The 23,136-nt window shown below is 51.6% G+C and carries 23 protein-coding genes; 1 reads left to right on the top strand and 22 read right to left on the bottom strand.

All coding sequences use genetic code 11. The features are described 5' to 3' along the window. Nucleotides 1-12: 12 nt before the first annotated feature. The gene (rplX, locus tag G3I67_RS04415) at nt 13-333 is read right to left on the bottom strand and encodes a 50S ribosomal protein L24 (protein ID WP_163651905.1); all 321 of its coding nucleotides are present in this window, start codon (nt 331-333) and stop codon (nt 13-15) included. A 9-nt stretch (nt 334-342) separates the two neighbouring features. Then, nucleotides 343-711 (bottom strand): 50S ribosomal protein L14, encoded by a 369-nt coding sequence (gene rplN, locus G3I67_RS04410; RefSeq protein ID WP_163651903.1) that lies wholly within the window; start codon nt 709-711, stop codon nt 343-345. A gap of 428 nt (nt 712-1,139) precedes the next feature. Here rplN and G3I67_RS04405 point away from each other — a divergent pair, with 428 nt between their 5' ends. After that, the gene (locus G3I67_RS04405) at nt 1,140-2,567 is read left to right on the top strand and encodes an NAD-dependent succinate-semialdehyde dehydrogenase (RefSeq protein WP_163651901.1); all 1,428 of its coding nucleotides are present in this window, start codon (nt 1,140-1,142) and stop codon (nt 2,565-2,567) included. A 93-nt stretch (nt 2,568-2,660) separates the two neighbouring features. On the opposite strand, the gene rpsQ is transcribed toward G3I67_RS04405, so the two are convergent. From rpsQ to rplA, 20 genes are all read right to left on the bottom strand, one after another. Further along, nucleotides 2,661-2,939 carry a 30S ribosomal protein S17 gene (rpsQ, locus tag G3I67_RS04400; RefSeq protein WP_163651900.1) on the bottom strand — a complete coding sequence of 93 codons (279 nt, stop codon included), beginning with the start codon at nt 2,937-2,939 and terminating at the stop codon, nt 2,661-2,663. Nucleotide 2,940: 1 nt separating this feature from the next. Then, on the bottom strand, nt 2,941-3,132 hold the full coding sequence (rpmC, locus tag G3I67_RS04395) for a 50S ribosomal protein L29 (protein WP_163651898.1): 192 nt from the start codon (nt 3,130-3,132) through the stop codon (nt 2,941-2,943). 9 nt (nt 3,133-3,141) lie between these two features. Then, a complete protein-coding gene (gene rplP / locus G3I67_RS04390) occupies nt 3,142-3,558 on the bottom strand; it encodes a 50S ribosomal protein L16 (RefSeq protein WP_005017288.1) in 417 nt (138 codons plus the stop codon). Between the two features lie 5 nt (nt 3,559-3,563). Continuing rightward, on the bottom strand, nt 3,564-4,355 hold the full coding sequence (gene rpsC / locus G3I67_RS04385; RefSeq protein ID WP_163651895.1) for a 30S ribosomal protein S3: 792 nt from the start codon (nt 4,353-4,355) through the stop codon (nt 3,564-3,566). A gap of 9 nt (nt 4,356-4,364) precedes the next feature. Further along, nucleotides 4,365-4,694: a 50S ribosomal protein L22 gene (gene rplV / locus G3I67_RS04380; RefSeq protein WP_163651893.1), complete on the bottom strand. Its 330-nt coding sequence runs from the start codon at nt 4,692-4,694 to the stop codon at nt 4,365-4,367. A 3-nt stretch (nt 4,695-4,697) separates the two neighbouring features. Continuing rightward, the gene (rpsS, locus tag G3I67_RS04375) at nt 4,698-4,973 is read right to left on the bottom strand and encodes a 30S ribosomal protein S19 (RefSeq protein ID WP_163651891.1); all 276 of its coding nucleotides are present in this window, start codon (nt 4,971-4,973) and stop codon (nt 4,698-4,700) included. Between the two features lie 11 nt (nt 4,974-4,984). Beyond that, nucleotides 4,985-5,812 carry a 50S ribosomal protein L2 gene (gene rplB / locus G3I67_RS04370; RefSeq protein WP_163651889.1) on the bottom strand — a complete coding sequence of 276 codons (828 nt, stop codon included), beginning with the start codon at nt 5,810-5,812 and terminating at the stop codon, nt 4,985-4,987. Then, nucleotides 5,813-6,109, bottom strand: a complete 297-nt coding sequence (rplW, locus tag G3I67_RS04365) for a 50S ribosomal protein L23 (RefSeq protein WP_163651887.1) — start codon at nt 6,107-6,109, stop codon at nt 5,813-5,815. After that, nucleotides 6,106-6,729, bottom strand: a complete 624-nt coding sequence (rplD, locus tag G3I67_RS04360; protein ID WP_163651885.1) for a 50S ribosomal protein L4 — start codon at nt 6,727-6,729, stop codon at nt 6,106-6,108. The genes rplW and rplD overlap by 4 nt, the downstream gene beginning before the upstream one ends. Before the next feature lie 3 nt (nt 6,730-6,732). Beyond that, nucleotides 6,733-7,422: a 50S ribosomal protein L3 gene (gene rplC / locus G3I67_RS04355; protein WP_163651883.1), complete on the bottom strand. Its 690-nt coding sequence runs from the start codon at nt 7,420-7,422 to the stop codon at nt 6,733-6,735. Nucleotides 7,423-7,626: 204 nt separating this feature from the next. Further along, entirely contained in the window at nt 7,627-7,938 is a 312-nt protein-coding gene (rpsJ, locus tag G3I67_RS04350; RefSeq protein WP_163651881.1) for a 30S ribosomal protein S10, read from the bottom strand. 65 nt (nt 7,939-8,003) lie between these two features. Beyond that, the gene (gene tuf / locus G3I67_RS04345) at nt 8,004-9,194 is read right to left on the bottom strand and encodes an elongation factor Tu (protein WP_163651860.1); all 1,191 of its coding nucleotides are present in this window, start codon (nt 9,192-9,194) and stop codon (nt 8,004-8,006) included. Nucleotides 9,195-9,215: 21 nt separating this feature from the next. Continuing rightward, on the bottom strand, nt 9,216-11,318 hold the full coding sequence (fusA, locus tag G3I67_RS04340) for an elongation factor G (RefSeq protein WP_163651879.1): 2,103 nt from the start codon (nt 11,316-11,318) through the stop codon (nt 9,216-9,218). 14 nt (nt 11,319-11,332) lie between these two features. Then, nucleotides 11,333-11,803, bottom strand: coding sequence for a 30S ribosomal protein S7 (gene rpsG, locus G3I67_RS04335; protein ID WP_163651877.1), 471 nt, complete (start codon nt 11,801-11,803; stop codon nt 11,333-11,335). Between the two features lie 148 nt (nt 11,804-11,951). Next, nucleotides 11,952-12,332 (bottom strand): 30S ribosomal protein S12, encoded by a 381-nt coding sequence (gene rpsL, locus G3I67_RS04330; protein ID WP_028816413.1) that lies wholly within the window; start codon nt 12,330-12,332, stop codon nt 11,952-11,954. A 324-nt stretch (nt 12,333-12,656) separates the two neighbouring features. Continuing rightward, nucleotides 12,657-16,871, bottom strand: a complete 4,215-nt coding sequence (rpoC, locus tag G3I67_RS04325; RefSeq protein WP_163651875.1) for a DNA-directed RNA polymerase subunit beta' — start codon at nt 16,869-16,871, stop codon at nt 12,657-12,659. Then, nucleotides 16,871-20,983, bottom strand: a complete 4,113-nt coding sequence (gene rpoB, locus G3I67_RS04320) for a DNA-directed RNA polymerase subunit beta (RefSeq protein WP_163651873.1) — start codon at nt 20,981-20,983, stop codon at nt 16,871-16,873. Before rpoB ends, rpoC begins: the two co-directional genes overlap by 1 nt. Nucleotides 20,984-21,204: 221 nt before the next feature. Continuing rightward, entirely contained in the window at nt 21,205-21,582 is a 378-nt protein-coding gene (rplL, locus tag G3I67_RS04315; RefSeq protein WP_163651871.1) for a 50S ribosomal protein L7/L12, read from the bottom strand. Between the two features lie 76 nt (nt 21,583-21,658). Next, a complete protein-coding gene (rplJ, locus tag G3I67_RS04310) occupies nt 21,659-22,183 on the bottom strand; it encodes a 50S ribosomal protein L10 (RefSeq protein ID WP_163651870.1) in 525 nt (174 codons plus the stop codon). Nucleotides 22,184-22,437: 254 nt separating this feature from the next. Further along, nucleotides 22,438-23,136: a 50S ribosomal protein L1 gene (gene rplA / locus G3I67_RS04305; protein ID WP_163651868.1), complete on the bottom strand. Its 699-nt coding sequence runs from the start codon at nt 23,134-23,136 to the stop codon at nt 22,438-22,440.

Genomic DNA, 23,136 nt, shown 5'->3' with positions numbered 1-23,136 from the left:
GTTCATCGCCCCTTACGCTTTAGCGCCAACGGGCTCACCGCTGGAACGATAAACGCGAACTTTACGACCATCAACTTCTTTAATACCAACGCGATCACCTTTGCCGGTGGCTGGATTAAAAAGAGCAACGTTCGAAATGTGAATCGGCATTGATTTTTCGATAATGCCGCCCGCCGTACCTTGCATCGGATTTGGACGCACGTGCTTTTTAACCATGTTGATACCTTCAACCAGTACATGGTCAGCATCAACTCGGTCAATTACGGTACCACGGCGCTTTTTATCGCGTCCCGTGAGCACGACGACTTCGTCGCCTTTACGAATCTTGTTCATCTTGGCTCCTTACAGCACTTCTGGCGCCAACGACACGATCTTCATGAACTTCTCACCACGCAGTTCACGCGTGACGGGTCCGAAAATACGAGTGCCAATGGGCTCGAGTTTGGCGTTGAGCAAAACGGCGGCATTACCACCGAAACGGATAAGCGAACCGTCTTTACGACGGACGCCTTTTGCCGTGCGCACGACGACTGCGTTGTAGATTTCGCCTTTTTTGACACGGCCGCGCGGGGCTGCATCCTTGACGGTAACCTTAATGACATCGCCGATGGCGGCATAACGGCGCTTAGAACCGCCGAGCACCTTGATACACATCACAGAGCGTGCACCAGTGTTGTCGGCCACGTCTAGCGTGGTCTGCATTTGGATCATGATTTTTCCTGTTCCAACTTAACTAATTTACTTGTCGGTTCACTTTCGGCTCGCCGACAAACTTTTCAGTCAGTTTTGGTCCCGTAAGGCGCCACAGGGCACCCTGGGTTGAAATCTGCTAAATTTTTTTCTTTCTTCTCTTGGTACTGACACCTTTTATGGCATCTTTTTAGTTTTCATTTAAGCCTGAAAACCTAGCCCGAGTGAGGAAAGATTTCTAGTATATACCGCTATTTTATTTTATGCAAGCGTTACATGTGCATGTACACATAACTTGTGTCATATTACGACCTATCTTCTCTTTTTTATGCTTTCTGTAAGCTTTTGACTTGTCTTTTTTATTTTTGTTTAACAACTTCATCAATATAACACACTGATTTTTAAGTCTTTTTTATATTTTTTCCATTTTTTGTTGAATCGGATAAATCATGTACCAAAAATTGTCGCTTTATATCAACGGTGAATTTCTTTCCGGCGATGGTCGAAAGACTCAAGAAGTCTTCAACCCGGCCACTCAAGAAGTGATCGGAACGCTTCCCCATGCCACCGAGGCAGATTTGGATATGGCTCTTCAGTCTGCAGAAAATGCTTTTGCAACCTGGAAAAAATCTTCTCCGATGGATCGCTCGGCGATTTTGCGTAAAGTGGGTCAACTGACACGTGATCGCGCAAAGGATATAGCTCGAAATATGACCATGGATCAGGGCAAACCTTTGGCTGAGTCGATGGGTGAATTAATTAGCTGCGCAGATCACTGCGATTGGCACGCAGAAGAATGTCGTCGGATTTATGGTCGTGTTATTTTGCCGCGCAACCCTGATGTACGTCAGTTGGTTCTCAAAGAGCCAATCGGAGTTTGTGTTGCCTTCACTCCTTGGAACTTTCCATACAACCAAGCAATTAGAAAAATCTGCGCTGCGATTGGTTCAGGCTGTACCATCATTCTTAAGGGTCCTGAAGATTCACCTAGTGCTGTTATGGCTATTGCCCAAATGTTCCACGACGCCGGTTTGCCGCCGGGTGTTTTGAATATCGTCTGGGGTCAGCCTGGAAAGGTTTCAGACTATTTGATTCGTTCACCTATCTCGCGCAAAGTTTCTTTCACCGGCTCTGTAGCAGTAGGTAAACAACTTGCTGCATTGGCCGGCGAACACATGAAACGCACGACCATGGAACTTGGTGGGCACTCGCCTGTTTTGGTGTTCGATGATGCGGATATCGAACGTGCTGCAACCATGTTGGCTAAGTTCAAAATTCGTAACGCTGGTCAAGTCTGCGTTTCTCCCACCCGCTTTTATGTTCAAAAAAATGCATACGATAAATTCCTTGCCAAATTCATCGATGTATTAAAGACAATCAAAGTCGGCAACGGACTTGATGATGGTGTCGAAATGGGACCGCTCGCACACGAACGCCGCGTTCCTGCGATTTCACGCTTCGTTGAGGACGCAAGAAAGCGTGGTGCAACGGTTGAAATTGGTGGCGACCCACTTCAAGGCAAAGGCTTCTTCTTCCCGCCAACCGTGATCACTGGTTTGAAGGACGACTCTATGTTGATGACCGAGGAACCATTTGGACCTATCGCTCCCGTCGTTCCTTTTACTGATGTAGACGAAGTCATTGCCCGTTCAAATAGTTTGCCTTTTGGCTTGTCTTCTTATGTCTTTACCAATTCACTGCAAACTGCCACGAAGGTTTCGAACTCGCTCGAAGCTGGCATGGTGAATATTAATCACTTTGGCAGTGCCTTGCCCGAAACACCTTTTGGGGGCATCAAGGATAGCGGTATCGGAAGTGAGGGGGGAAGCGAGACATTTGATGGCTACCTCGTCACTAAATTTGTCACCCACATCTAATTACGCTTGACCAAAACAAAAGAGCGACGAAAATTCGTCGCTCTTTTTTATCTGCTTCCTGCTAGCAAGATACAGACCATTCCTGCGTTGCGTTTAAATTACGCGGGCAGCCTCAATCAAACGTGTCGCAGTCCATGACTTTGAACGTGAAATAGGACGGCCTTCAGCAATCTCAACGGTATCGCCTTCGTTGTACTGATTGTTTTCGTCGTGTGCTTTGTACTTGGCTGAACGCATAATAATTTTGCCAAGCACAGGGTGCTTAACACGGCGTTCTACCAGCACAACAATGGTTTTATCCATTTTGTTGCTAACGACTTTGCCAGTCAGCGTACGTTGACGCTTGATTTTTGTGGTTTGAGCTGTGGTCATTTTATTTTCCCGCCTTTTCAGTCAACAAAGTACGGACGCGTGCGATATCGCGACGGACTTTACCGATCTGACTGGTGTTGGAAAGTTGCTGAGTTGCCCGCTGCATACGCAAATTGAATTGCGCCTTCAGTAGGCTTTCGAGCTCTTGACCGAGCTCTGCGGCAGTTTTTGCACGAAGTTCGCTTGCTTTCATGTCGATTCCTTAAGCACCGATGTGACGCGCGACGAATGTAGTGGAGATTGGCAGTTTAGCAGCGGCCAGGCGAAACGCCTCACGTGCCAACTCTTCACTCACACCTTCCATTTCGTACAACACTTTACCGGGCTGAATTTCAGCAACCCAGTACTCAGGGTTACCTTTACCGTTACCCATACGAACTTCAGCAGGTTTCTGTGAAATTGGCTTATCGGGGAAGATACGGATCCAGATACGTCCGCCACGCTTGATGTGACGGTTAATGGCACGACGAGCCGCCTCAATTTGGCGAGCCGTCAGACGACCGCGACCGGTAGCCTTAAGACCAAATTCGCCAAACGAAACGTTCGCACCGCGAGTTGCCAGGCCCGTATTACGGCCTTTCTGCTCTTTGCGGTATTTTCTGCGCGATGGTTGCAACATGGTGATTATTCTCCTTCAGCTGGCGCAGCTGCGTCAGCTTTGCGGGGCGCACGACCACGTCCTGCTGGACGGGCAGCACGAGCACCTTCTGGCTTATCACCACGAGGTGCGCGACGCGGACGACGCTCTTCCTCACGGGGGGCTGCTGTCTCAACTGGCAATTCGCCGTTGGCCAACATATCGCCCTTGTATACCCAGACCTTGATACCGATCACACCGTATGTGGTGTGGGCTTCAGAGGTGCCGTAGTCAATATTCGCACGCAATGTGTGAAGCGGTACACGACCTTCGCGATACCATTCAGTACGTGCAATTTCGATTCCATTCAGGCGACCTGAACTCATGATCTTGATGCCCTGAGCACCCATGCGCATTGCATTTTGCATGGCGCGCTTCATGGCACGACGGAACATGATCCGCTTTTCCAGCTGTTGCGAAATCGAATCCGCAATAAGCTGTGCATCAGTTTCAGGTTTACGAATTTCTTCGATATTGACGTGTACAGGTACGCCCATCAAACGCTGCAAGTCTGACTTCAGGCCTTCGATGTCTTCGCCGCGCTTGCCGATCACAACACCCGGGCGTGCCGAGTAAACAGTGATACGTGCATTCTTGGCTGGACGCTCGATGACGATGCGACCTACAGATGCGCTTTTCAATTTTTTCTTGAGGTACTCGCGAACACGAATATCAGAGGCAAGCATGCCACCAAAATCTTTGTCCTGTGCGTACCACTTTGAGCCCCAGTTGCGTGTAACCGCGAGACGGAACCCAATCGGGTGGATTTTCTGACCCATCGTTGCTCCTTAAGCGCCGACTTTCACAGTAATGTGACAAGTCTGCTTTTCGATCTGGTTACCGCGCCCTTTGGCTCGTGCGGAGAAGCGCTTCATCGACTCGGCCTTGTCCACATAAATTGTGGTGACCTTGAGTTCGTCGATATCTGCACCGTCGTTGTGTTCGGCATTGGCGATCGCTGATTCAACAGCTTTCTTCAAAATGCCTGCGGCCTTCTTGTTAGTGAAGGTCAGGATGTTCAATGCCTGAGCAACCGATTTGCCACGGATCAAATCCGCAACAAGTCTGGTCTTCTGGGCAGAGATGTGCACCCCACGGATAATGGCTTGAGTTTCCATTTCTTACCTCTTGGCCTTTTTGTCTGCAGCATGGCCCTTGAACGTACGGGTCAGCGCAAACTCGCCGAGTTTATGTCCGACCATGTTCTCGTTGATATAAACGGGAACGTGCTGGCGACCGTTGTGAACAGCAATCGTCAACCCGATGAATTCGGGCAGAATTGTTGAACGACGCGACCAGGTTTTGATCGGTTTTTTGCCTTTCTCGGCGACAGCAGCCTCGACCTTTTTGATCAAGTGTGCATCGACGAATGGGCCTTTCTTGACTGAACGTGACATGATTCGCCCTCTTATTTACGCTTGCGGCGCTGGACGATCATATTGTTCGTCCGCTTGTTGCTACGGGTTTTATAACCCTTAGCCGGGGTACCCCATGGGCTGACTGGCTCGCCGCCTTCGCCGGTACGACCTTCACCACCACCATGTGGGTGATCAACCGGGTTCATTGCGACACCACGCACCGTGGGACGAATACCGCGCCAACGCACTGCACCAGCCTTACCAATCTGGCGCAAGCTGTGCTCTTCGTTGCCGACTTCACCAATGGTTGCACGGCACTCGATGTGCACGCGACGAACTTCACCCGAGCGCAGGCGAACCTGAGCGTAGGTACCTTCGCGAGCCAGGAGAACAGCCGATGCACCAGCCGAGCGCGCCATTTGTGCGCCTTTGCCGGGAAGCATTTCGATACAGTGAATCGTCGTACCAACGGGAATGTTGCGGATCGGCAATGTATTGCCTGCACGGATCGGAGCTTCTACGCCCGATACCAATGTTGCACCCACTTCAAGGCCACGAGGAGCGATGATGTAACGACGTTCGCCGTCTGCGTAACAAAGCAATGCAATGTGCGCTGTACGGTTGGGGTCGTATTCCAGACGCTCAACCTTTGCAGGAATTCCATCTTTGTTACGACGGAAATCAACAAGGCGGTAATGCTGCTTATGACCACCACCACGATGGCGAACCGTGATGTGACCGTTGTTATTACGACCTGAACCACGTACTTTCTTTTCGACCAATGCCGCGAATGGTGTGCCTTTATGCAAAGTGGGTGTAACCACTTTGAGCATGCCGCGACGTCCGGGCGAGGTTGGCTTAACTTTTAAGAGGGCCATTTAGTTCACCTCCGCCAGGTTGATTTCTTGACCGTCTTTGAGCGAAACATATGCTTTACGTTCGTTACGACGACGACCAATGAAACGTCCAAAGCGCTTTTCTTTGCCTTTACGATTCAGAACCTGAACTGCGTCAACTTCAACTTTGAAGAGAAGCTCAACTGCAGCTTTAATTTCTGGTTTCGTTGCATCCGCGATCACACGGAAAGCGACCTGATTGTTCTTCTCTGCAACAAACGTAGCCTTTTCGGTCACGATCGGTGCCAAGATGATTTGCATTAAACGTTGATTGTTCATGCCAGCATCTCCTCGAGTTGAGCGACGGCCGGCTTGGTGATGATCACTTTCTTGTAGTGAATCAGTGAAAGCGGATCGGCGTAACGCGGTTCGACTACTGCAACATGTTTCAGGTTGCGGCAGGCGAGATAAACATTTTCGTCAACCGTATCAGTGATGATCAGAACCGATTCGTTCATTCCAAGGTTTTTCAGCTTGTCAGCTGCGAGCTTGGTTTTAGGCGACTCGAGTGTGAACGAATCCACGATCGAGATGCGATCTTCACGAGCCAACTGTGACAAGATCGAACGGATACCCGCGCGATACATTTTCTTGTTGACTTTCTGGCTGAAGTTTTCTTCGGGCGAATTTGGGAAAATTCGACCACCCCCACGCCACAAGGGCGAGGAAGTCATACCGGCACGAGCACGGCCCGTACCTTTCTGACGGAAAGGCTTCTTCGTCGAATGGCGAACTTCTGAACGATCTTTTTGTGCGCGATTGCCCGAGCGTGCGTTTGCCTGAAAGGCGACGACGATCTGATGCACCAACGCTTCGTTGAAGTCACGACCAAAGACAGTATCAGGTGCAGCAAATGTTGCCGACGACTGACCATTGTCATTCAGGAGCTTGATATCCATGGATTAGGCTCCTTTCTTTGCAGGGGCTTTGACGGCAGGGCGCACGACGATATCTGCACCAGCATAGCCAGGGACTGCGCCCTTAACTAAAAGCAGACCACGTTCGGCGTCAACTCGCACAACGTCAAGGTTTTGCACGGTGCGCGTATCATCACCGAGGTGACCCGACATGCGCTTACCGGGGAAAATACGGCCAGGATCTTGGGCTTGACCGATCGAGCCAGGAACGCGGTGCGAACGGCTGTTACCGTGCGATGCGCGTTGCGAACCGAAATGGTGACGCTTGATCGTGCCGGCAAAACCCTTACCAATCGTGGTACCGGTTACGTCGACTTGCTGGCCGGCTTCGAATACGCTTTCAACAGCGACCACGCTACCTGGCGTGAATTCGGCTGCGCGAGCAGGATCGAGACGGAATTCTTTAAGGATGCTACCGGCTTCTACACCAGCTTTGGCGTAATGTCCGGTTTGCGGCTTGGCTACACGGGAGGCGCGGCGCGTTCCATAAGCAACCTGAATGGCGGCGTAGCCGTCAGTTTCAAGCGACTTTACCTGGGTGACGCGATTGTTCGACACGTCCAGCACTGTCACGGGGATGGACTCGCCATCTTCCGTAAAAATACGGGTCATGCCGACCTTGCGGCCCACCAGCCCTAGCCGATGTGCGGCAGGCGTGGGTGTCGATTTCGACATCGTTTTCTCCGGGGTAAAAACCCGATTCCCGACTGCGATTGGTCGGGGCTGATAAAACCCGAAATATTTTCGGGCGCTCATTTACTACATGGGCCTTAATGTACTTCCGACCCTATTTTGCCCAAAATTTCAGGCAAGTCTTGGATTCTAGCACCAATACGTACAAACCCGCAAGACCTAACCTACGGGTTTGTATATATTTTTTTACTGCAGCGCGATTTCGACGTCTACACCTGCAGGCAAGTCGAGGCGCATCAATGCGTCAACTGTCTTGTCTGTAGGATCAACGATATCCATCAGGCGCTGATGAGTACGGATCTCAAACTGATCACGCGAAGCCTTGTTGACGTGCGGCGAACGCAACACGTCATAACGACGAATACGTGTGGGCAGTGGAACCGGGCCGCGAACCACTGCTCCGGTGCGCTTTGCCGTATCAACGATCTCTGCAGCCGACTGGTCGATGAGTTTGTAGTCAAACGCTTTTAGACGGATGCGGATTTTTTGATTTTTCATGACGATTCCCAAAGAACGAAAAGAACGAAATGCCGCAGATCAGTTCGACCTGCGGCAAAGTAAAATTACTTCAGAATTTTTGCAACCACGCCGGCGCCGACGGTACGACCACCTTCGCGGATAGCAAAACGCAGACCTTCTTCCATGGCGATCGGTGCCAACAGCTTGACGGTCATACCGACGTTATCGCCTGGCAGAACCATTTCTTTGTCTGCGGGCAATTCGATCGTACCGGTCACGTCAGTCGTACGGAAGTAGAACTGGGGACGATAGCCGTTGAAGAATGGCGTGTGACGACCACCTTCGTCTTTCGACAGAATGTACACCTCGGCGGTGAAGTCTGTGTGTGGCTTGATCGAACCTGGCTTGGCCAAAACCTGACCGCGCTCAACTTCTTCACGCTTGGTACCGCGCAACAGAATACCGACGTTATCGCCTGCCTGACCCTGGTCGAGCAACTTGCGGAACATTTCAACGCCCGTGCAAGTGGTCTTGACTGTGTCGTGGATACCGACGATTTCGATTTCTTCGCCGACCTTGATGATGCCGCGCTCGATACGACCGGTCACAACGGTGCCGCGACCCGAGATCGAGAACACGTCTTCAACAGGCATCAGGAACGTGCCGTCCACAGCGCGCTCAGGCGTGGGGATGTAGGTGTCCAGTGCTTCAGCCAGCTTCATGATGGCCTGCTCGCCCAGTTCGCCCTGGTCGCCTTCGAGTGCCAGCTTAGCCGAACCCTTCACGATCGGGGTGTCATCGCCGGGGAAGTCGTACTTCGAGAGCAGCTCGCGCACTTCCATTTCAACCAGCTCGAGCAGTTCTGCGTCATCAACCATGTCTGCCTTGTTCAGGAAGACGATGATGTAAGGAACGCCAACCTGACGCGACAACAGGATGTGCTCGCGGGTCTGGGGCATTGGGCCGTCAGCAGCCGACACCACCAGAATCGCGCCGTCCATCTGCGCAGCACCGGTAATCATGTTCTTGACGTAGTCGGCGTGGCCGGGGCAGTCAACGTGTGCGTAGTGACGGTTTTGTGTTTCGTACTCAACGTGAGCGGTGTTAATCGTAATACCGCGTGCACGCTCTTCAGGTGCTGCGTCGATCTGCGAATAGTCTTTCGCCTCGCCGCCGAATTTCTTCGACAGCACGGTGGTGATCGCTGCAGTCAATGTGGTTTTGCCATGGTCAACGTGGCCGATTGTGCCTACGTTAACGTGTGGTTTGGTACGTTCGAATTTACCTTTTGCCATGATTTTTTATCCTCTAACTGATTACTTGCTGCGTGCCGCGATAATTTCGTCGGCAACGTTTTTGGGAGCTTCGGAATAGTGCTTGAATTCCATCGTGTAGGTTGCGCGACCTTGCGTCAAAGAACGCAGGTTGGTTGCGTAACCGAACATCTCTGCCAAAGGAACTTCAGCTTTGATGATTTTGCCACCGCCGACCATGTCATCCATACCTTGCAACATGCCGCGACGTGATGACAAATCGCCCATCACGGTACCTGCATAGTCTTCAGGTGTTTCGACTTCAACGGCCATCATCGGTTCGAGCAGCACAGGACTTGCCTTGCGCATACCATCCTTGAATGCCATTGAGGCAGCCATACGGAAGGCGTTTTCGTTCGAGTCTACATCGTGGTACGAACCGAAGAACAATGTCGCCTTAACGTCGACAACAGGGTATCCGGCCAAAATACCGGCTGGCAGTGTTTCCTGGATACCTTTATCCACTGCAGGGATGTATTCGCGAGGAACCACACCACCCTTGATGGCGTCAACGAATTCGTAACCACCACCGGGTGGCAGGGGCTCAAGCTTCAGAACAACGTGGCCATACTGACCGCGACCGCCCGACTGCTTAACGAATTTACCTTCAATTTCTTCGCAAACCTTACGAATCGTTTCGCGATAAGCAACCTGCGGTTTACCCACGTTTGCTTCAACGCCGAATTCACGCTTCATGCGGTCGACAATAATTTCAAGGTGCAGCTCGCCCATACCGGAAATAATGGTCTGGCCTGATTCTTCATCGGTACGAACACGGAAAGATGGATCTTCCTGTGCCAGTCGCGATAGCGCCATACCCATTTTCTCTTGGTCGGCCTTGGTTTTTGGTTCCACGGCCTGAGAAATCACAGGCTCTGGGAAAACCATGCGCTCGAGCATGATGTGGGAATCGACATCACACAAGGTTTCGCCGGTTGTCACGTCCTTAAGACCGACCACCGCAGCGATGTCACCTGCAACCACTTCCTTGATTTCTTCGCGATTGTTCGCATGCATCTGAAGAATACGACCGATACGCTCTTTCTTACCCTTAACCGGGTTGAAAATGGTATCACCGGATTTCAGAATGCCCGAGTACACGCGCACGAAAGTCAACTGACCAACATAGGGGTCGGTCATCAACTTGAATGCAAGTGCCGAGAACTTCTCGTTATCGTCTGCTTCGCGGCTAGTTTCAGTGCCATCATCAAGTTCACCCTTCACAGCCGGAATATCAACCGGGGAGGGCAAGTACTCGATTACAGCGTCAAGCATGCGCTGAACACCTTTGTTTTTGAACGCGGTACCGCACAACATTGGCTGAATTTCGCCTGCGATTGTGCGAGTGCGAAGTGCTTGCTGAATTTCAGCTTCAGTCAGCTGTTCGCCCTCTAGATACTTATTCATCAAGTCTTCTGATGATTCTGCGGCAGCCTCGACCAGCTTTTCACGCCATTCATCAGCTTGTGCCTGCAACTCAGCCGGGATGTCGACGTAGTCGAACTTAATGCCCTGGCTGGCTTCGTCCCAAATGATTGCTTTCATTTTGACGAGGTCAATCACGCCTTTGAAGTTTTCTTCCGCACCGATCGGGATCACCACTGGTACGGGATTTGCCTTCAGGCGGGTCTTCAGTTGGTCGTAGACTTTGAAGAAGTTTGCACCAGTACGGTCCATCTTGTTTACGAAGGACAAGCGTGGAACACGATACTTGTTTGCTTGACGCCATACGGTTTCGGACTGGGGCTGAACACCACCCACAGCGCAATAAACCATACATGCACCGTCAAGCACGCGCATTGAGCGCTCAACTTCAATTGTAAAGTCAACGTGTCCGGGTGTATCAATCACGTTGATGCGATGCTCAGGGTAGTTATTACCCATGCCTTTCCAGAAGGCAGTTGTCGCAGCGGACGTAATGGTGATACCGCGCTCTTGTTCCTGCTCCATCCAGTCCATGGTGGCTGCGCCATCATGCACTTCGCCAATCTTGTGATTGACGCCTGTGTAAAACAGAATACGTTCGGTCGTTGTGGTCTTCCCTGCATCAATGTGGGCAGAGATACCGATGTTGCGGTAGCGCTCGATCGGGGTTTTGCGGGCCATGGTTGATCCTTAAATTACCAGCGGAAATGACTGAAGGCTTTGTTAGCCTCGGCCATCTTGTGCGTATCTTCACGTTTTTTCATGGCAGCGCCGCGACCTTCTGCTGCATCAAGCAACTCACCGGCAAGACGAAGATCCATGGATTTTTCACCGCGCTTTTTAGCGGCTTCACGCAACCAGCGCATAGAGAGTGCCAAACGACGTACCGGACGCACTTCAACAGGCACCTGGTAGTTGGCACCGCCAACGCGGCGGCTTTTTACTTCAACGATCGGTTTGATGTTGTTGATTGCAAGGTTGAAAACCTCAATCGCATCTTTGCCGGTTTTAGCGGCAACCTGATCCAACGCACCGTAGACAATGCGTTCAGCCACGGCTTTCTTTCCGGAAAGCATGACGACGTTCATAAATTTTGCGAGCTCGACGCTGCCGAATTTCGGGTCGGGCAGAATGTCACGTTTGGGTACTTCGCGACGACGGGGCATATTGATTCCTTTGTGTCTTTTCAGTTGAACTGCGGCTTTCACCACAGTCACAGTCAACCATCTGGCTGACCACTTACATTGCCTTCACATGTTTTCATGTGTCGGTTGCACGTAACAGCTTTCGCTGTGTTTACTGCTTGTACTTGTATTACTTGGCCTGCTTAGGACGCTTGGCACCATACTTGGAGCGCGACTGTTTACGGTCTTTAACGCCTTGCAAGTCCAGTGAACCGCGAACGATGTGGTAACGCACACCTGGCAAGTCTTTTACACGACCGCCGCGCACGAGCACGACCGAGTGTTCTTGCAGGTTGTGGCCTTCACCACCAATGTAGGAGATGATCTCAAAACCGTTGGTCAGACGCACTTTGGCGACTTTACGCAACGCTGAGTTAGGCTTTTTTGGAGTGGTGGTGTACACACGTGTACAAACACCGCGTCTCTGGGGGCAGTTTTCGAGCGCGGGGCTCTTGCTCTTGCTGACGCTGACTTCGCGCGGTTTACGCACGAGTTGGCTAATGGTTGGCATAACCTCTAATTCCCTTTTATCTCTGATACTTGCGTTGTCTACACGCGTTCTCAGCATTCCCGTTCCTGGGCAGCTCGCGCAAACCCACCATCAAACGGAAATCCGTAAAAGAGCGGGTATTGCTTATCTACTAGAGTTATCAATAAGCCCAGAGCTATTGAAACCCCTGCGAAATCACTATTGCCTTTGTTTTATCGACAAATGCCCTAGTTATCACGCAAAAAATACGCTAAGCCTGACAGCTTAACGTAAATACAATCTCAGTGTCAACCCTAAGTGTGTCGAGATGATTTCTCATCCGACACACCGTAGTTGATCTCCAACTTATTCTTCGGTTGCCTCAGGAGTCGGGGCGACTACAGCGGGTTCCTCGAACGGGTTGGCTTGCTGGCGTGCGGCTTCGCGTTCGGCCGCCTCCAGAATTTCCTTCTCTTTGCGTGCTTGGTGGTAAGCCATTCCAGTACCGGCCGGAATCAAGCGACCAACAATGACGTTTTCTTTCAGTCCGCGCAAATCGTCGCGCTTGCCCATGATGGCAGCCTCGGTGAGTACGCGGGTGGTTTCCTGGAAGGAAGCCGCCGAAATGAACGAATCGGTCGAAAGCGAGGCTTTCGTAATACCCAACAGAATGTTGTCATAAGTAGCAGGAATCTTACCTTCTGCAATCATGCGATCATTCTCGTTGAGTAGCTCAGCACGCTCGACTTGCTCTCCGGGGATAAAGGACGTATCGCCGGCATCGACAATGTTGATACGACGCAACATCTGGCGAACAATCACCTCAATGTGTTTGTCGTTAATCTTCACGCCTTGGAGACGGTAAACGTCCTGCACCTCGTCAACCACATAAGTTGCCAAGCGCTCAATACCTTGCAGGCGCAAAATGTCATGCGGATCAGCCGGACCGTCCACAATCATTTCGCCTTTGTTGACTACCTGGCCATCGTGCACCAGAACCTGTTTTTCCTTCGGAATCAGGAACTCGTTCGCCACACCTTCAAGGTCGGTAATCACCAGACGCTGCTTGCCCTTGGTGTCCTTGCCGAACGAGACCGTACCCGTGACGTCGGCAAGCATGCCGGCATCTTTGGGTGAACGTGCTTCGAACAGTTCGGCCACGCGTGGCAGACCGCCGGTAATATCGCGTGTCTTTTGTGATTCTTGCGGAATACGCGCCAAGACCTCACCGACTTGAACCTGTTGACCGTCACGCACGGTAATCAGTGCGCCAACCGGGAACGAAATGTTCACGGAGTGGTCGGTTCCGGCAATCTTCACTTCATCGCCATTTTCGCCGATGAGCTTGATCTGCGGACGCATTGCAGCTTTTCCGCCACGCGTCTTCGGCGTAATTACGACCAGCGTCGACAAGCCAGTGACTTCATCGACCTGCTTGGCAACCGTCGCACCTTCTTCGATGTTTTCGAAACGAACAGCACCGGCATACTCGGACACGATCGGACGAGTCAGTGGGTCCCATGTAGCAAGACGCGAACCGGCCTTGAGCACATCGCCATCGTTAACCTGCAACGTTGCGCCGTAAGGCACTTTATGGCGTTCGCGTTCACGCTCGTTTTCACCCATGATCACGATTTCACCCGAACGCGAAATTGCAATGCGTTCATTCTTGGGATTCGTGACGTAGCGCATCGAGCTGGCAAAGCGCACCGTACCATTCGACTTGGTTTCAACGGCACTTGCCATGGCGTTACGCGAAGCAGCACCACCGATGTGGAATGTACGCATCGTCAACTGTGTGCCGGGTTCACCGATCGACTGAGCTGCAATCACACCAACTGCTTCACCGACGTTGACCAGATAACCGCGGCCTAAATCGCGACCGTAGCAGTGTGCGCAAAGTCCGTAACGTGTTTCGCAAGTCAACGGGGTGCGGACACGAACTTCGTCAACACCGAGCTTGTCGATGTAATCAACGAGGTCTTCGTCGAGCAGTGTGCCTTTCGCAATCGCTGTTTCTTGTGTGTCAGGATTAATGATGTCGACAGCTGCCACGCGACCGAGAATGCGTTCACGCAATGGCTCGATGACCTCACCGCCTTCGACCAGGGCTTTCATGTTGTAACCATGAGATGTGCCGCAATCGTTTTCGGTAATGACTAAGTCTTGCGTCACATCAACCAGACGACGAGTCAGGTAACCCGAGTTCGCTGTTTTCAGCGCTGTATCGGCAAGACCTTTACGTGCGCCGTGTGTCGAAATAAAGTACTGAAGTACGTTCAGACCTTCACGGAAGTTCGCCGTAATCGGCGTCTCGATGATCGAGCCGTCAGGCTTGGCCATCAGTCCGCGCATACCTGCGAGCTGGCGGATCTGAGCTGCGGAACCGCGAGCACCGGAGTCGGCCATCATATAAATCGAGTTGAATGATTCCTGACGGACATTTTCACCGTGACGATCAACGACCGGTTCGGTTGCCAATTGCTCCATCATGGCCTTGCCGACTTTATCGCCAGCCTTGCCCCAGATATCCACCACGTTGTTGTAACGCTCTTGAGCAGTTACAAGACCCGATGAATACTGCTTATCGATTTCTTTCACTTCACGGCTAGCTTCTGCCAGAATCTCAACCTTGGCTTTCGGTATCAGCATATCGCCCATGGCGATTGAGATACCGCCACGCGTTGCAAGCTTAAAGCCTGATTGCATGAGCTTATCGGCAAAGATGACCGTATCACGCAATCCACAACGTCGGAACGATTGATTGATCAAACGTGAAATTTCTTTCTTTTTAAGAGCGCGATTCAATACCGAGAAAGGCAAACCTTTCGGCAGAATTTCGGAAAGCAGGGCTCGGCCAACCGTTGTTTCAACGCGCTGGACACCGGCTACCCATTCTCCGTCCGCATTCTTCGACCACTCCGGCAAACGCACTGTAATACGCGTCTGCAAAGTGACTTCTTTATTGTCATAAGCACGCTGCACTTCTGCAACATCGGCGAGGAACATACCTTCGCCTTTGCCGTTGGTGCGCTCACGCGTCGCATAGTACAGACCCAACACGATATCCTGCGACGGAACAATCGATGGTTCACCGTTAGCGGGAAACAGAACGTTGTTCGATGCAAGCATCAGGGTGCGCGCTTCAAGTTGCGCTTCAAGCGACAACGGCACGTGCACAGCCATTTGGTCGCCGTCGAAGTCGGCGTTAAACGCAGCACAAACCAGTGGGTGTAACTGGATAGCCTTGCCTTCGATCAGCACCGGCTCGAACGCCTGAATGCCCAAACGGTGCAGCGTGGGCGCACGGTTCAGCATCACAGGATGTTCGCGAATGACATCTTCCAGGATATCCCAAACTACCGGCTCCTGACTTTCTACCAACTTCTTGGCAGCCTTGATCGTTGTCGCCAAGCCCATCATCTCAAGTCGATTGAAAATGAATGGCTTGAACAACTCGAGCGCCATCAGTTTGGGCAAACCGCACTGATGAAGTTTGAGCTGTGGGCCCACCACGATCACCGAACGACCGGAGTAGTCAACACGCTTACCGAGCAGGTTCTGACGGAAACGACCGCTCTTACCTTTGATCATATCGGCCAGAGACTTGAGCTGACGCTTGTTAGCGCCCGTCATGGCCTTGCCGCGTCGACCGTTATCAAGCAACGAGTCTACTGATTCCTGAAGCATGCGCTTTTCGTTACGCAGAATGATTTCAGGTGCCTTCAACTCAAGCAAACGCTTCAAGCGGTTGTTACGGTTAATCACGCGACGATACAGATCGTTCAGATCCGATGTTGCAAAACGACCGCCGTCCAGAGGAACGAGAGGGCGCAAATCCGGTGGCAACACCGGCAGCACTTCCATCACCATCCACTCGGCTTTGATACCCGACTTCTGGAAACCCTCAAGCACTTTCAGGCGCTTGGAGATTTTCTTGATCTTGGCTTCAGAACTGGTCGCTGTCAATTCACCGCGCAGCTTTTCAACTTCACGATCAATGTCGATCGTGCGTAATAGCTCGCGAACCGCTTCGGCGCCCATCAGCGCGCGGAAGTCATCGCCGTACTCTTCGGTCTTAGCAAGGTAGTCATCATCAGACATGATCTGACCGCGCTTCAGAGGTGTCATGCCCTCTTCAATCACGCACCATGCTTCGAAGTACAGAACGCGTTCAATGTCGCGCAAAGTCATGTCGAGCACCATACCCAGACGGGATGGCAAACTCTTCAAGAACCAGATGTGCGCAACCGGACTTGCGAGTTCGATATGACCCATGCGCTCACGGCGCACTTTAGCCACAGTAACTTCAACACCGCACTTCTCGCAAATAACGCCACGATGCTTGAGTCGCTTGTATTTGCCGCACAAACATTCGTAGTCCTTGATCGGACCAAAAATCTTCGAGCAAAACAAACCATCACGCTCTGGCTTGAATGTACGATAGTTAATCGTTTCGGGTTTACGAACTTCCCCGTAAGACCACGAACGGATCTTTTCGGGGGATGCGATGCCAATTTTGATGGCATCGAACTGTTCGTCTTGTGAAACCTGTTTGAAAAGGTCGAGTAGCGCTTTCATTATTTACGCTCCAGATCCATGTCGAGGGCCAAGGAACGAATTTCCTTGACGAGCACATTGAACGATTCGGGCATGCCCGCATCGATCGTATGATCACCCTTGACGATGTTTTCATATACCTTGGTACGGCCGGTGATGTCGTCGGACTTGACCGTCAACATCTCCTGCAGCGTATAGGACGCACCGTAAGCCTCGAGAGCCCACACTTCCATCTCACCAAAACGCTGTCCACCAAACTGCGCCTTACCACCCAGCGGCTGCTGAGTTACAAGCGAGTATGGTCCGGTCGAACGAGCGTGCATCTTGTCATCCACCAAGTGATGCAGCTTGAGATAGTGCATATAACCCATCGTGACTGGACGTTCGAACTGTTCACCAGTGCGGCCGTCATACAGCCATGCTTGTGTACGGCTTTCTGTCAGGCCCATTTGCTTGGCGACGTCTTCCGGATAAGCGAGCTCCAACATCTTGGTGATTTCGCTTTCGGTTGCACCGTCAAACACAGGTGTGGCAAACGGCAAGCCGTTTTTGAGGTTCTGTGCAAGCTCGATGACATCGTCATCGCTCAACTCTTCCAGACGCGCTCCGGTACCTTCACCGTTGTAGACCTTGTCCAGATAGGCACGAATCTTCTTGACTTCAATCTTTTGCTGATCGCGCAGCATATCGCCGATACGATTTCCAAGACCTTTCGCCGCCCAGCCCAAATGGACTTCGAGCACCTGACCTACGTTCATCCGCGAGGGCACGCCCAACGGGTTCAAAACGATATCGGCCGGTGTACCGTCAGCCATGTGTGGCATATCTTCGACAGGAGTGATGCGCGAAACAACGCCTTTGTTACCATGGCGACCTGCCATCTTGTCGCCAGGTTGCAAGCGACGTTTAACGGCTAGGTAAACCTTGATCATCTTGAGTACGCCTGGTGGCAACTCGTCGCCTTGCGTCAATTTCTTACGCTTCTCTTCAAAGGCCAGATCGAACTGGTGACGCTTTTGCTCAAGCGACTCCTTAGCCTGTTCGAGAACAATGGCGTGCGCCTCATCCGACAGGCGGATATCAAACCACTGCCAACGATCCAAATCAACGAGATACTCTTTGGTGATCACGCTACCTTTTGCAAGCTTGCGCGGGCCACCATTGACGGTCTTATTGACCAGCATTTTCTCGATACGATCGAATGTATCGTTTTCTACGATACGCAGCTGGTCATTCAAGTCCTGACGATAGCGGCGCAATTCGTCATCAATAATCGACTGGGCACGCTTATCGCGCACAATACCTTCACGCGTGAAAACCTGAACGTCGATCACGGTTCCGATCATGCCCGAAGGCACGCGCAGCGACGTGTCTTTCACGTCAGATGCTTTTTCACCAAAAATCGCGCGCAGCAGTTTTTCTTCCGGCGTCAGCTGAGTTTCACCCTTGGGTGTCACTTTACCGACCAGCACGTCATCGGCACGCACTTCTGCACCAATATGAACAATGCCCGAATCATCCAGACGATTCAATTGTGTTTCGGCCAGATTGCTGATATCGCGTGTAATTTCTTCAGGTCCGAGCTTGGTATCACGCGCAACAACGGTCAATTCTTCAATGTGAATCGATGTGTAACGATCATCCGCAACGACTTTTTCGGAGATCAGAATCGAGTCTTCGAAGTTATAGCCGTTCCAGGGCATGAACGCGATCAACATGTTCTGACCCAAGGCGAGTTCGCCCAGATCGGTCGATGCGCCATCAGCCAACACGTCACCAGCGGCAACACGATCACCACGACGCACGATCGGGCGCTGGTTGATGTTGGTGTTCTGGTTTGAACGCGTGTACTTGATCAAATTGTAGATATCGACACCGACTTCACCGGCAACGTTCTCTTCATCATTGACACGAATCACAACGCGATCGGCATCGACGTGATCGACGATACCACCACGCAGCGCCTGAACCGTCGTGCCCGAGTCAACCGCAACAGTGCGTTCAACGCCGGTACCAACAACCGGCTTTTCAGGGCGCAGACATGGAACAGCCTGACGTTGCATGTTTGCACCCATCAGCGCGCGGTTCGCGTCATCGTGTTCAAGGAAGGGGATCAAAGAAGCTGCAACGGAAACGATCTGGGAAGGCGCAACGTCCATGTAATGTACGTTTGCAGGCGCCGTTAACAGCGTTTCACCGGCCTGACGGCAAGCAACCAGTTCGTCGGTAAATTTACCGGATTCGCTGAGTTCCGCGTTAGCCTGAGCAATCACATAATTGCTTTCTTCGATAGCAGACAAATATTCAATCTGATCGGTCACGCAGCTATCGACAACCTTACGATAGGGCGTTTCGAGGAAACCATACTCGTTTAAGCGAGCATAAAGCGCCATCGAATTGATCAGGCCAATGTTCGGGCCTTCTGGTGTTTCGATCGGACATACGCGTCCATAATGCGTCGGGTGCACGTCGCGCACTTCGAAGCCTGCTCGTTCACGGGTCAAGCCGCCTGGTCCAAGAGCCGAAACGCGACGCTTGTGCGTGATTTCGGACAATGGGTTGGTTTGATCCATGAACTGCGACAACTGGCTTGATCCGAAGAACTCTTTGATAGCAGCCGAAATCGGCTTAGAGTTGATCAAATCGTGCGGCATCAGGTTTTCTGTTTCAGCCTGACCCAAGCGCTCTTTTACTGCACGCTCGACACGCACCAATCCTGCACGGAACTGATTCTCCGCCAATTCGCCCACGCAGCGTACGCGGCGATTTCCGAGGTGATCAATGTCATCGATCTGTCCACGGCCGTTACGCAACTCAACAAGCACCTGAATGGTTTTGAGAATGTCATCATCGGTCAATGTCATCGGGCCTGTGATGTCGTCACCACGACCCAAACGGCTGTTGACTTTCATTCGACCGACACGCGACAGATCGTATGTTTCTTCGCTGTAGAACAAGCGCTGGAACAATGCTTCGACCGCGTCTTCTGTTGGGGGTTCGCCAGGACGCATCATCCGATAGATGGCTACACGTGCTGCCATCTGATCGGCGGTTTCATCCGTACGCAATGTTTGCGAAATATACGGACCGCAATCCAAGTCATTGGTATAGAGCGTCTGGATCTTTTTAACACCGGCAACGCGCAATGCATTCAGTGTCGACTCGGTGATCTCGTCGTTTGCGGAAGCGATCAATTCACCGGTTTCGGCATCAACAATATTCGTAGCCAATACACGTCCGATCAAGAAATCTTCCGGTACCGAAATACGTTCGATTTTTGCTGCTGCGATGTCGCGCAAGTGTTTTGCATTAACGCGCTTGTCCTTTTCGACCAGCACCTTGCCGCTCTTGTCGGTAATGTCAAATCTCGCAACTTCGCCTTTCCAGCGATCACCGACAAACTCCATCATGCCGCCTTCAGGTTTGATTTCAAACTGATCAAACTTGAAGAAGTGCGCAAGAATAGACTCGGGCGTCATTCCGATTGCTTTGAGCAAAATCGAAACTGGCATTTTGCGACGACGGTCGACGCGGAAGAATAGGATATCTTTCGGGTCGAATTCGAAATCGAGCCACGATCCGCGGTAAGGAATAACGCGTGCCGAGAACAATAATTTACCCGAGCTGTGTGTCTTACCACGGTCATGTTCAAAGAACACGCCGGGCGAGCGATGCAACTGCGATACGATCACACGCTCCGTACCGTTGATGACAAAAGAGCCGGTATTTGTCATGAGCGGAATCTCGCCCATGTAAACTTCCTGCTCTTTGACTTCCTTGACGGTTGGCTTGCTGACTTCGCGGTCAAGCAGAACCAGACGCACCTTGGCGCGCAAAGGCGAAGCGTAGTTCAGACCGCGCAACTGACACTCTTTGACATCGAATACGGGTTCGCCAAGCGTGTAGCTAACGAACTCGAGTCGAGCCATATTGTTGTGGCTGACGATCGGGAAAATTGAATTAAAGGCTGCCTGTAACCCCTGATCATTTCTGGCAGAAGGTTGCGTATCGGCTTGCAAGAAGGTTAGGTAAGATTGAAGCTGTGTCGCAAGCAAAAAAGGAACGTCTTGCACGTCCTCACGCTTCGCGAAGCTTTTGCGGATGCGCTTTTTTTCGGTAAACGAGTAAGGCATGAGCACTCCGACTCGAGGTGTCATAGGCCGTCAACCACGGCCACAGGGTTTTAAAAATTTGGGTACTAGATACTAGGTACTTCTAACGACTTCAGAAAACACGACTTCTCGGTAATCCACGTCAGTTTTACTGCGTGTTGACCCCGTTCAAAGAGGGGTTTTCTGAAAGCGCAAAAGCCCGGGGTCGCAAATCCGCTTCCCCGGGCGATCACTGGCAAGTCTTACTTCAGTTCGACCTTAGCACCAGCTTCTTCAAGCTTCTTCTTGGCAGCTTCAGCGTCAGCCTTAGCAATGCCTTCCTTCACTGGCTTCGGTGCGCCATCAACCAGGTCTTTGGCTTCTTTCAAGCCCAGACCGGTGATTTCGCGAACAGCTTTAATGACGCTCACTTTGTTTGCGCCGGCCTCAGCCAACACAACGGTGAACTCAGTCTGCTCTTCAGCAGCAGCACCGCCACCAGCTGCAGGAGCAGCGGCAACAGCAACAGCAGCGGCCGCAGCGGACACGCCAAACTTCTCTTCCATTTCTTTGATCAGCTCGGACAATTCCAGCACGGTCATGCTTGCAATTGCATCGAGGATTTCAGCTTTTGTAGCCATTTGTAGAACTCCAGAATAATTAATTAACCAGGGGTTGGTATCGCGTGTCTTTCAATAAAATTCCGCAAATTGCGTGTTAAGCAGCTTGTTTCTGATCGCGAACAGCCGCGAGGCCACGCACGAACTTGGTTGGAACTTCGTTGAGGGTACGTACGAACTGTGCGATCGGTGCTTGCATTGTTCCGAGCAACTTGGACAACAACTCTTCGCGTGAAGGCATCGTGGCCAGTGCCTTGATACCGTTGGCATCAAGAACGCTGTTCGGCAATGAACCTGCCTTGATGATCAGCTTGTCGTTGTCTTTCGCAAATGCGGAAAGAACTTTTGCAGCGTTGACCGGATCAGCACTGATGCCATAGATCAGTGGTCCGGTGAGCTTTGTGGACAATGCCTCGAAAGGCGTGCCTGCAACAGCCCGGCGTGCCAGCGAGTTTTTAAGGACTCGCAGGTACACGCCCTGTTCACGCGCAGTTTTGCGCAGTACGGTGACAGAGGCGACGTCCAGACCACGGTACTCTGCAACCACAATCGATTGGGCCTTCGCGACTTGCGTCGTGACTTCCTCGATTACGATCGCTTTCTCTTGACGATTGAGACTCACGGTTTGAACACTCCATCATAAGATGCTTGGGGAAAATCCCCTTGCATCAACCGAATGCGGCGAACCTGGATGAGTTCTGTACTAGAAATCTTCCAAGGGCGCCGTCTGCGCTGGATCCAGAAAAATCCTGGGATTAAGCTCCGATAATTAAATGGAAGGATTCCACTTAATCCGTCTTTGCTCCAGCGGTCTTTGACAGCAACACCCGGATTAACCGGGTGCGGCCCAAAGTCTTGTAAATCCGACTGCTGCTATTAGGCAGCGGTCAGTGAAGCCAATTCAACGCGCGCACCGCCACCCATCGTGGATGAAACAGCGAGCTTGCGAAGATAAACACCCTTCGAACTTGCAGGACGTGCTTTGTTCAACGCATCAACCAGTGCTGCCAAGTTGATTTGCAGTTGCTCAACACCGAAAGAAGCACGACCAATCGTGGCATGAATAATGCCAGCCTTGTCTGTACGGTATTGAACTTGACCAGCTTTAGCGTTTTTCACAGCTTGAGCTACATCAGGTGTAACCGTACCCACTTTCGGGTTTGGCATCAGTCCGCGTGGGCCCAAAACCTGACCGAGCGTACCAACGATACGCATGGTGTCGGGCGATGCAATGACGACGTCAAAATTGAAGTTGCCACCTTTGATCTGTTCAGCCAAATCTTCCATGCCAACAATGTCTGCACCTGCAGCTTTTGCTTGCTCAGCCTTGTCGCCCTGTGCAAACACTGCCACACGAACCGACTTGCCTGTACCAGCCGGCAAAACGACTGCTCCGCGAACCAATTGGTCTGATTTTTTTGGATCAATACCAAGCTGCACTGCAATATCGATGGACTCATCAAATTTGGCAGTTGCACACTCTTTTACGAGTGAGAGGGCTTCAGTAATGGGATAGAGCTTTGTACGATCGATTTTTTTTGCGACCGCTGCCATGCGCTTAGTTGTCTTTGCCAT

Origin of the sequence: Sheuella amnicola (assembly GCF_010499255.1) — a bacterium.
In the GTDB taxonomy this organism is placed as follows: Bacteria; Pseudomonadota; Gammaproteobacteria; order Burkholderiales; family Burkholderiaceae_B; genus Zwartia; species Zwartia amnicola.
The sequence above is the reverse complement of the archived record's forward strand: the minus strand, read 5'-3'. Positions and strand labels throughout refer to the sequence as shown.

What these genes read in the sequence shown, in the direction of transcription:
- rplX (WP_163651905.1), bottom strand. Translation starts at nt 333, where the DNA reads ATGAACAAGATTCGTAAAGGCGACGAAGTCGTCGTGCTCACGGGACGC.
- rplN (WP_163651903.1), bottom strand. Translation starts at nt 711, where the DNA reads ATGATCCAAATGCAGACCACGCTAGACGTGGCCGACAACACTGGTGCA.
- G3I67_RS04405 (WP_163651901.1), top strand. Translation starts at nt 1,140, where the DNA reads ATGTACCAAAAATTGTCGCTTTATATCAACGGTGAATTTCTTTCCGGC.
- rpsQ (WP_163651900.1), bottom strand. Translation starts at nt 2,939, where the DNA reads ATGACCACAGCTCAAACCACAAAAATCAAGCGTCAACGTACGCTGACT.
- rpmC (WP_163651898.1), bottom strand. Translation starts at nt 3,132, where the DNA reads ATGAAAGCAAGCGAACTTCGTGCAAAAACTGCCGCAGAGCTCGGTCAA.
- rplP (WP_005017288.1), bottom strand. Translation starts at nt 3,558, where the DNA reads ATGTTGCAACCATCGCGCAGAAAATACCGCAAAGAGCAGAAAGGCCGT.
- rpsC (WP_163651895.1), bottom strand. Translation starts at nt 4,355, where the DNA reads ATGGGTCAGAAAATCCACCCGATTGGGTTCCGTCTCGCGGTTACACGC.
- rplV (WP_163651893.1), bottom strand. Translation starts at nt 4,694, where the DNA reads ATGGAAACTCAAGCCATTATCCGTGGGGTGCACATCTCTGCCCAGAAG.
- rpsS (WP_163651891.1), bottom strand. Translation starts at nt 4,973, where the DNA reads ATGTCACGTTCAGTCAAGAAAGGCCCATTCGTCGATGCACACTTGATC.
- rplB (WP_163651889.1), bottom strand. Translation starts at nt 5,812, where the DNA reads ATGGCCCTCTTAAAAGTTAAGCCAACCTCGCCCGGACGTCGCGGCATG.
- rplW (WP_163651887.1), bottom strand. Translation starts at nt 6,109, where the DNA reads ATGAACAATCAACGTTTAATGCAAATCATCTTGGCACCGATCGTGACC.
- rplD (WP_163651885.1), bottom strand. Translation starts at nt 6,729, where the DNA reads ATGGATATCAAGCTCCTGAATGACAATGGTCAGTCGTCGGCAACATTT.
- rplC (WP_163651883.1), bottom strand. Translation starts at nt 7,422, where the DNA reads ATGTCGAAATCGACACCCACGCCTGCCGCACATCGGCTAGGGCTGGTG.
- rpsJ (WP_163651881.1), bottom strand. Translation starts at nt 7,938, where the DNA reads ATGAAAAATCAAAAAATCCGCATCCGTCTAAAAGCGTTTGACTACAAA.
- tuf (WP_163651860.1), bottom strand. Translation starts at nt 9,194, where the DNA reads ATGGCAAAAGGTAAATTCGAACGTACCAAACCACACGTTAACGTAGGC.
- fusA (WP_163651879.1), bottom strand. Translation starts at nt 11,318, where the DNA reads ATGGCCCGCAAAACCCCGATCGAGCGCTACCGCAACATCGGTATCTCT.
- rpsG (WP_163651877.1), bottom strand. Translation starts at nt 11,803, where the DNA reads ATGCCCCGTCGTCGCGAAGTACCCAAACGTGACATTCTGCCCGACCCG.
- rpsL (WP_028816413.1), bottom strand. Translation starts at nt 12,332, where the DNA reads ATGCCAACCATTAGCCAACTCGTGCGTAAACCGCGCGAAGTCAGCGTC.
- rpoC (WP_163651875.1), bottom strand. Translation starts at nt 16,871, where the DNA reads ATGAAAGCGCTACTCGACCTTTTCAAACAGGTTTCACAAGACGAACAG.
- rpoB (WP_163651873.1), bottom strand. Translation starts at nt 20,983, where the DNA reads ATGCCTTACTCGTTTACCGAAAAAAAGCGCATCCGCAAAAGCTTCGCG.
- rplL (WP_163651871.1), bottom strand. Translation starts at nt 21,582, where the DNA reads ATGGCTACAAAAGCTGAAATCCTCGATGCAATTGCAAGCATGACCGTG.
- rplA (WP_163651868.1), bottom strand. Translation starts at nt 23,136, where the DNA reads ATGGCAAAGACAACTAAGCGCATGGCAGCGGTCGCAAAAAAAATCGAT.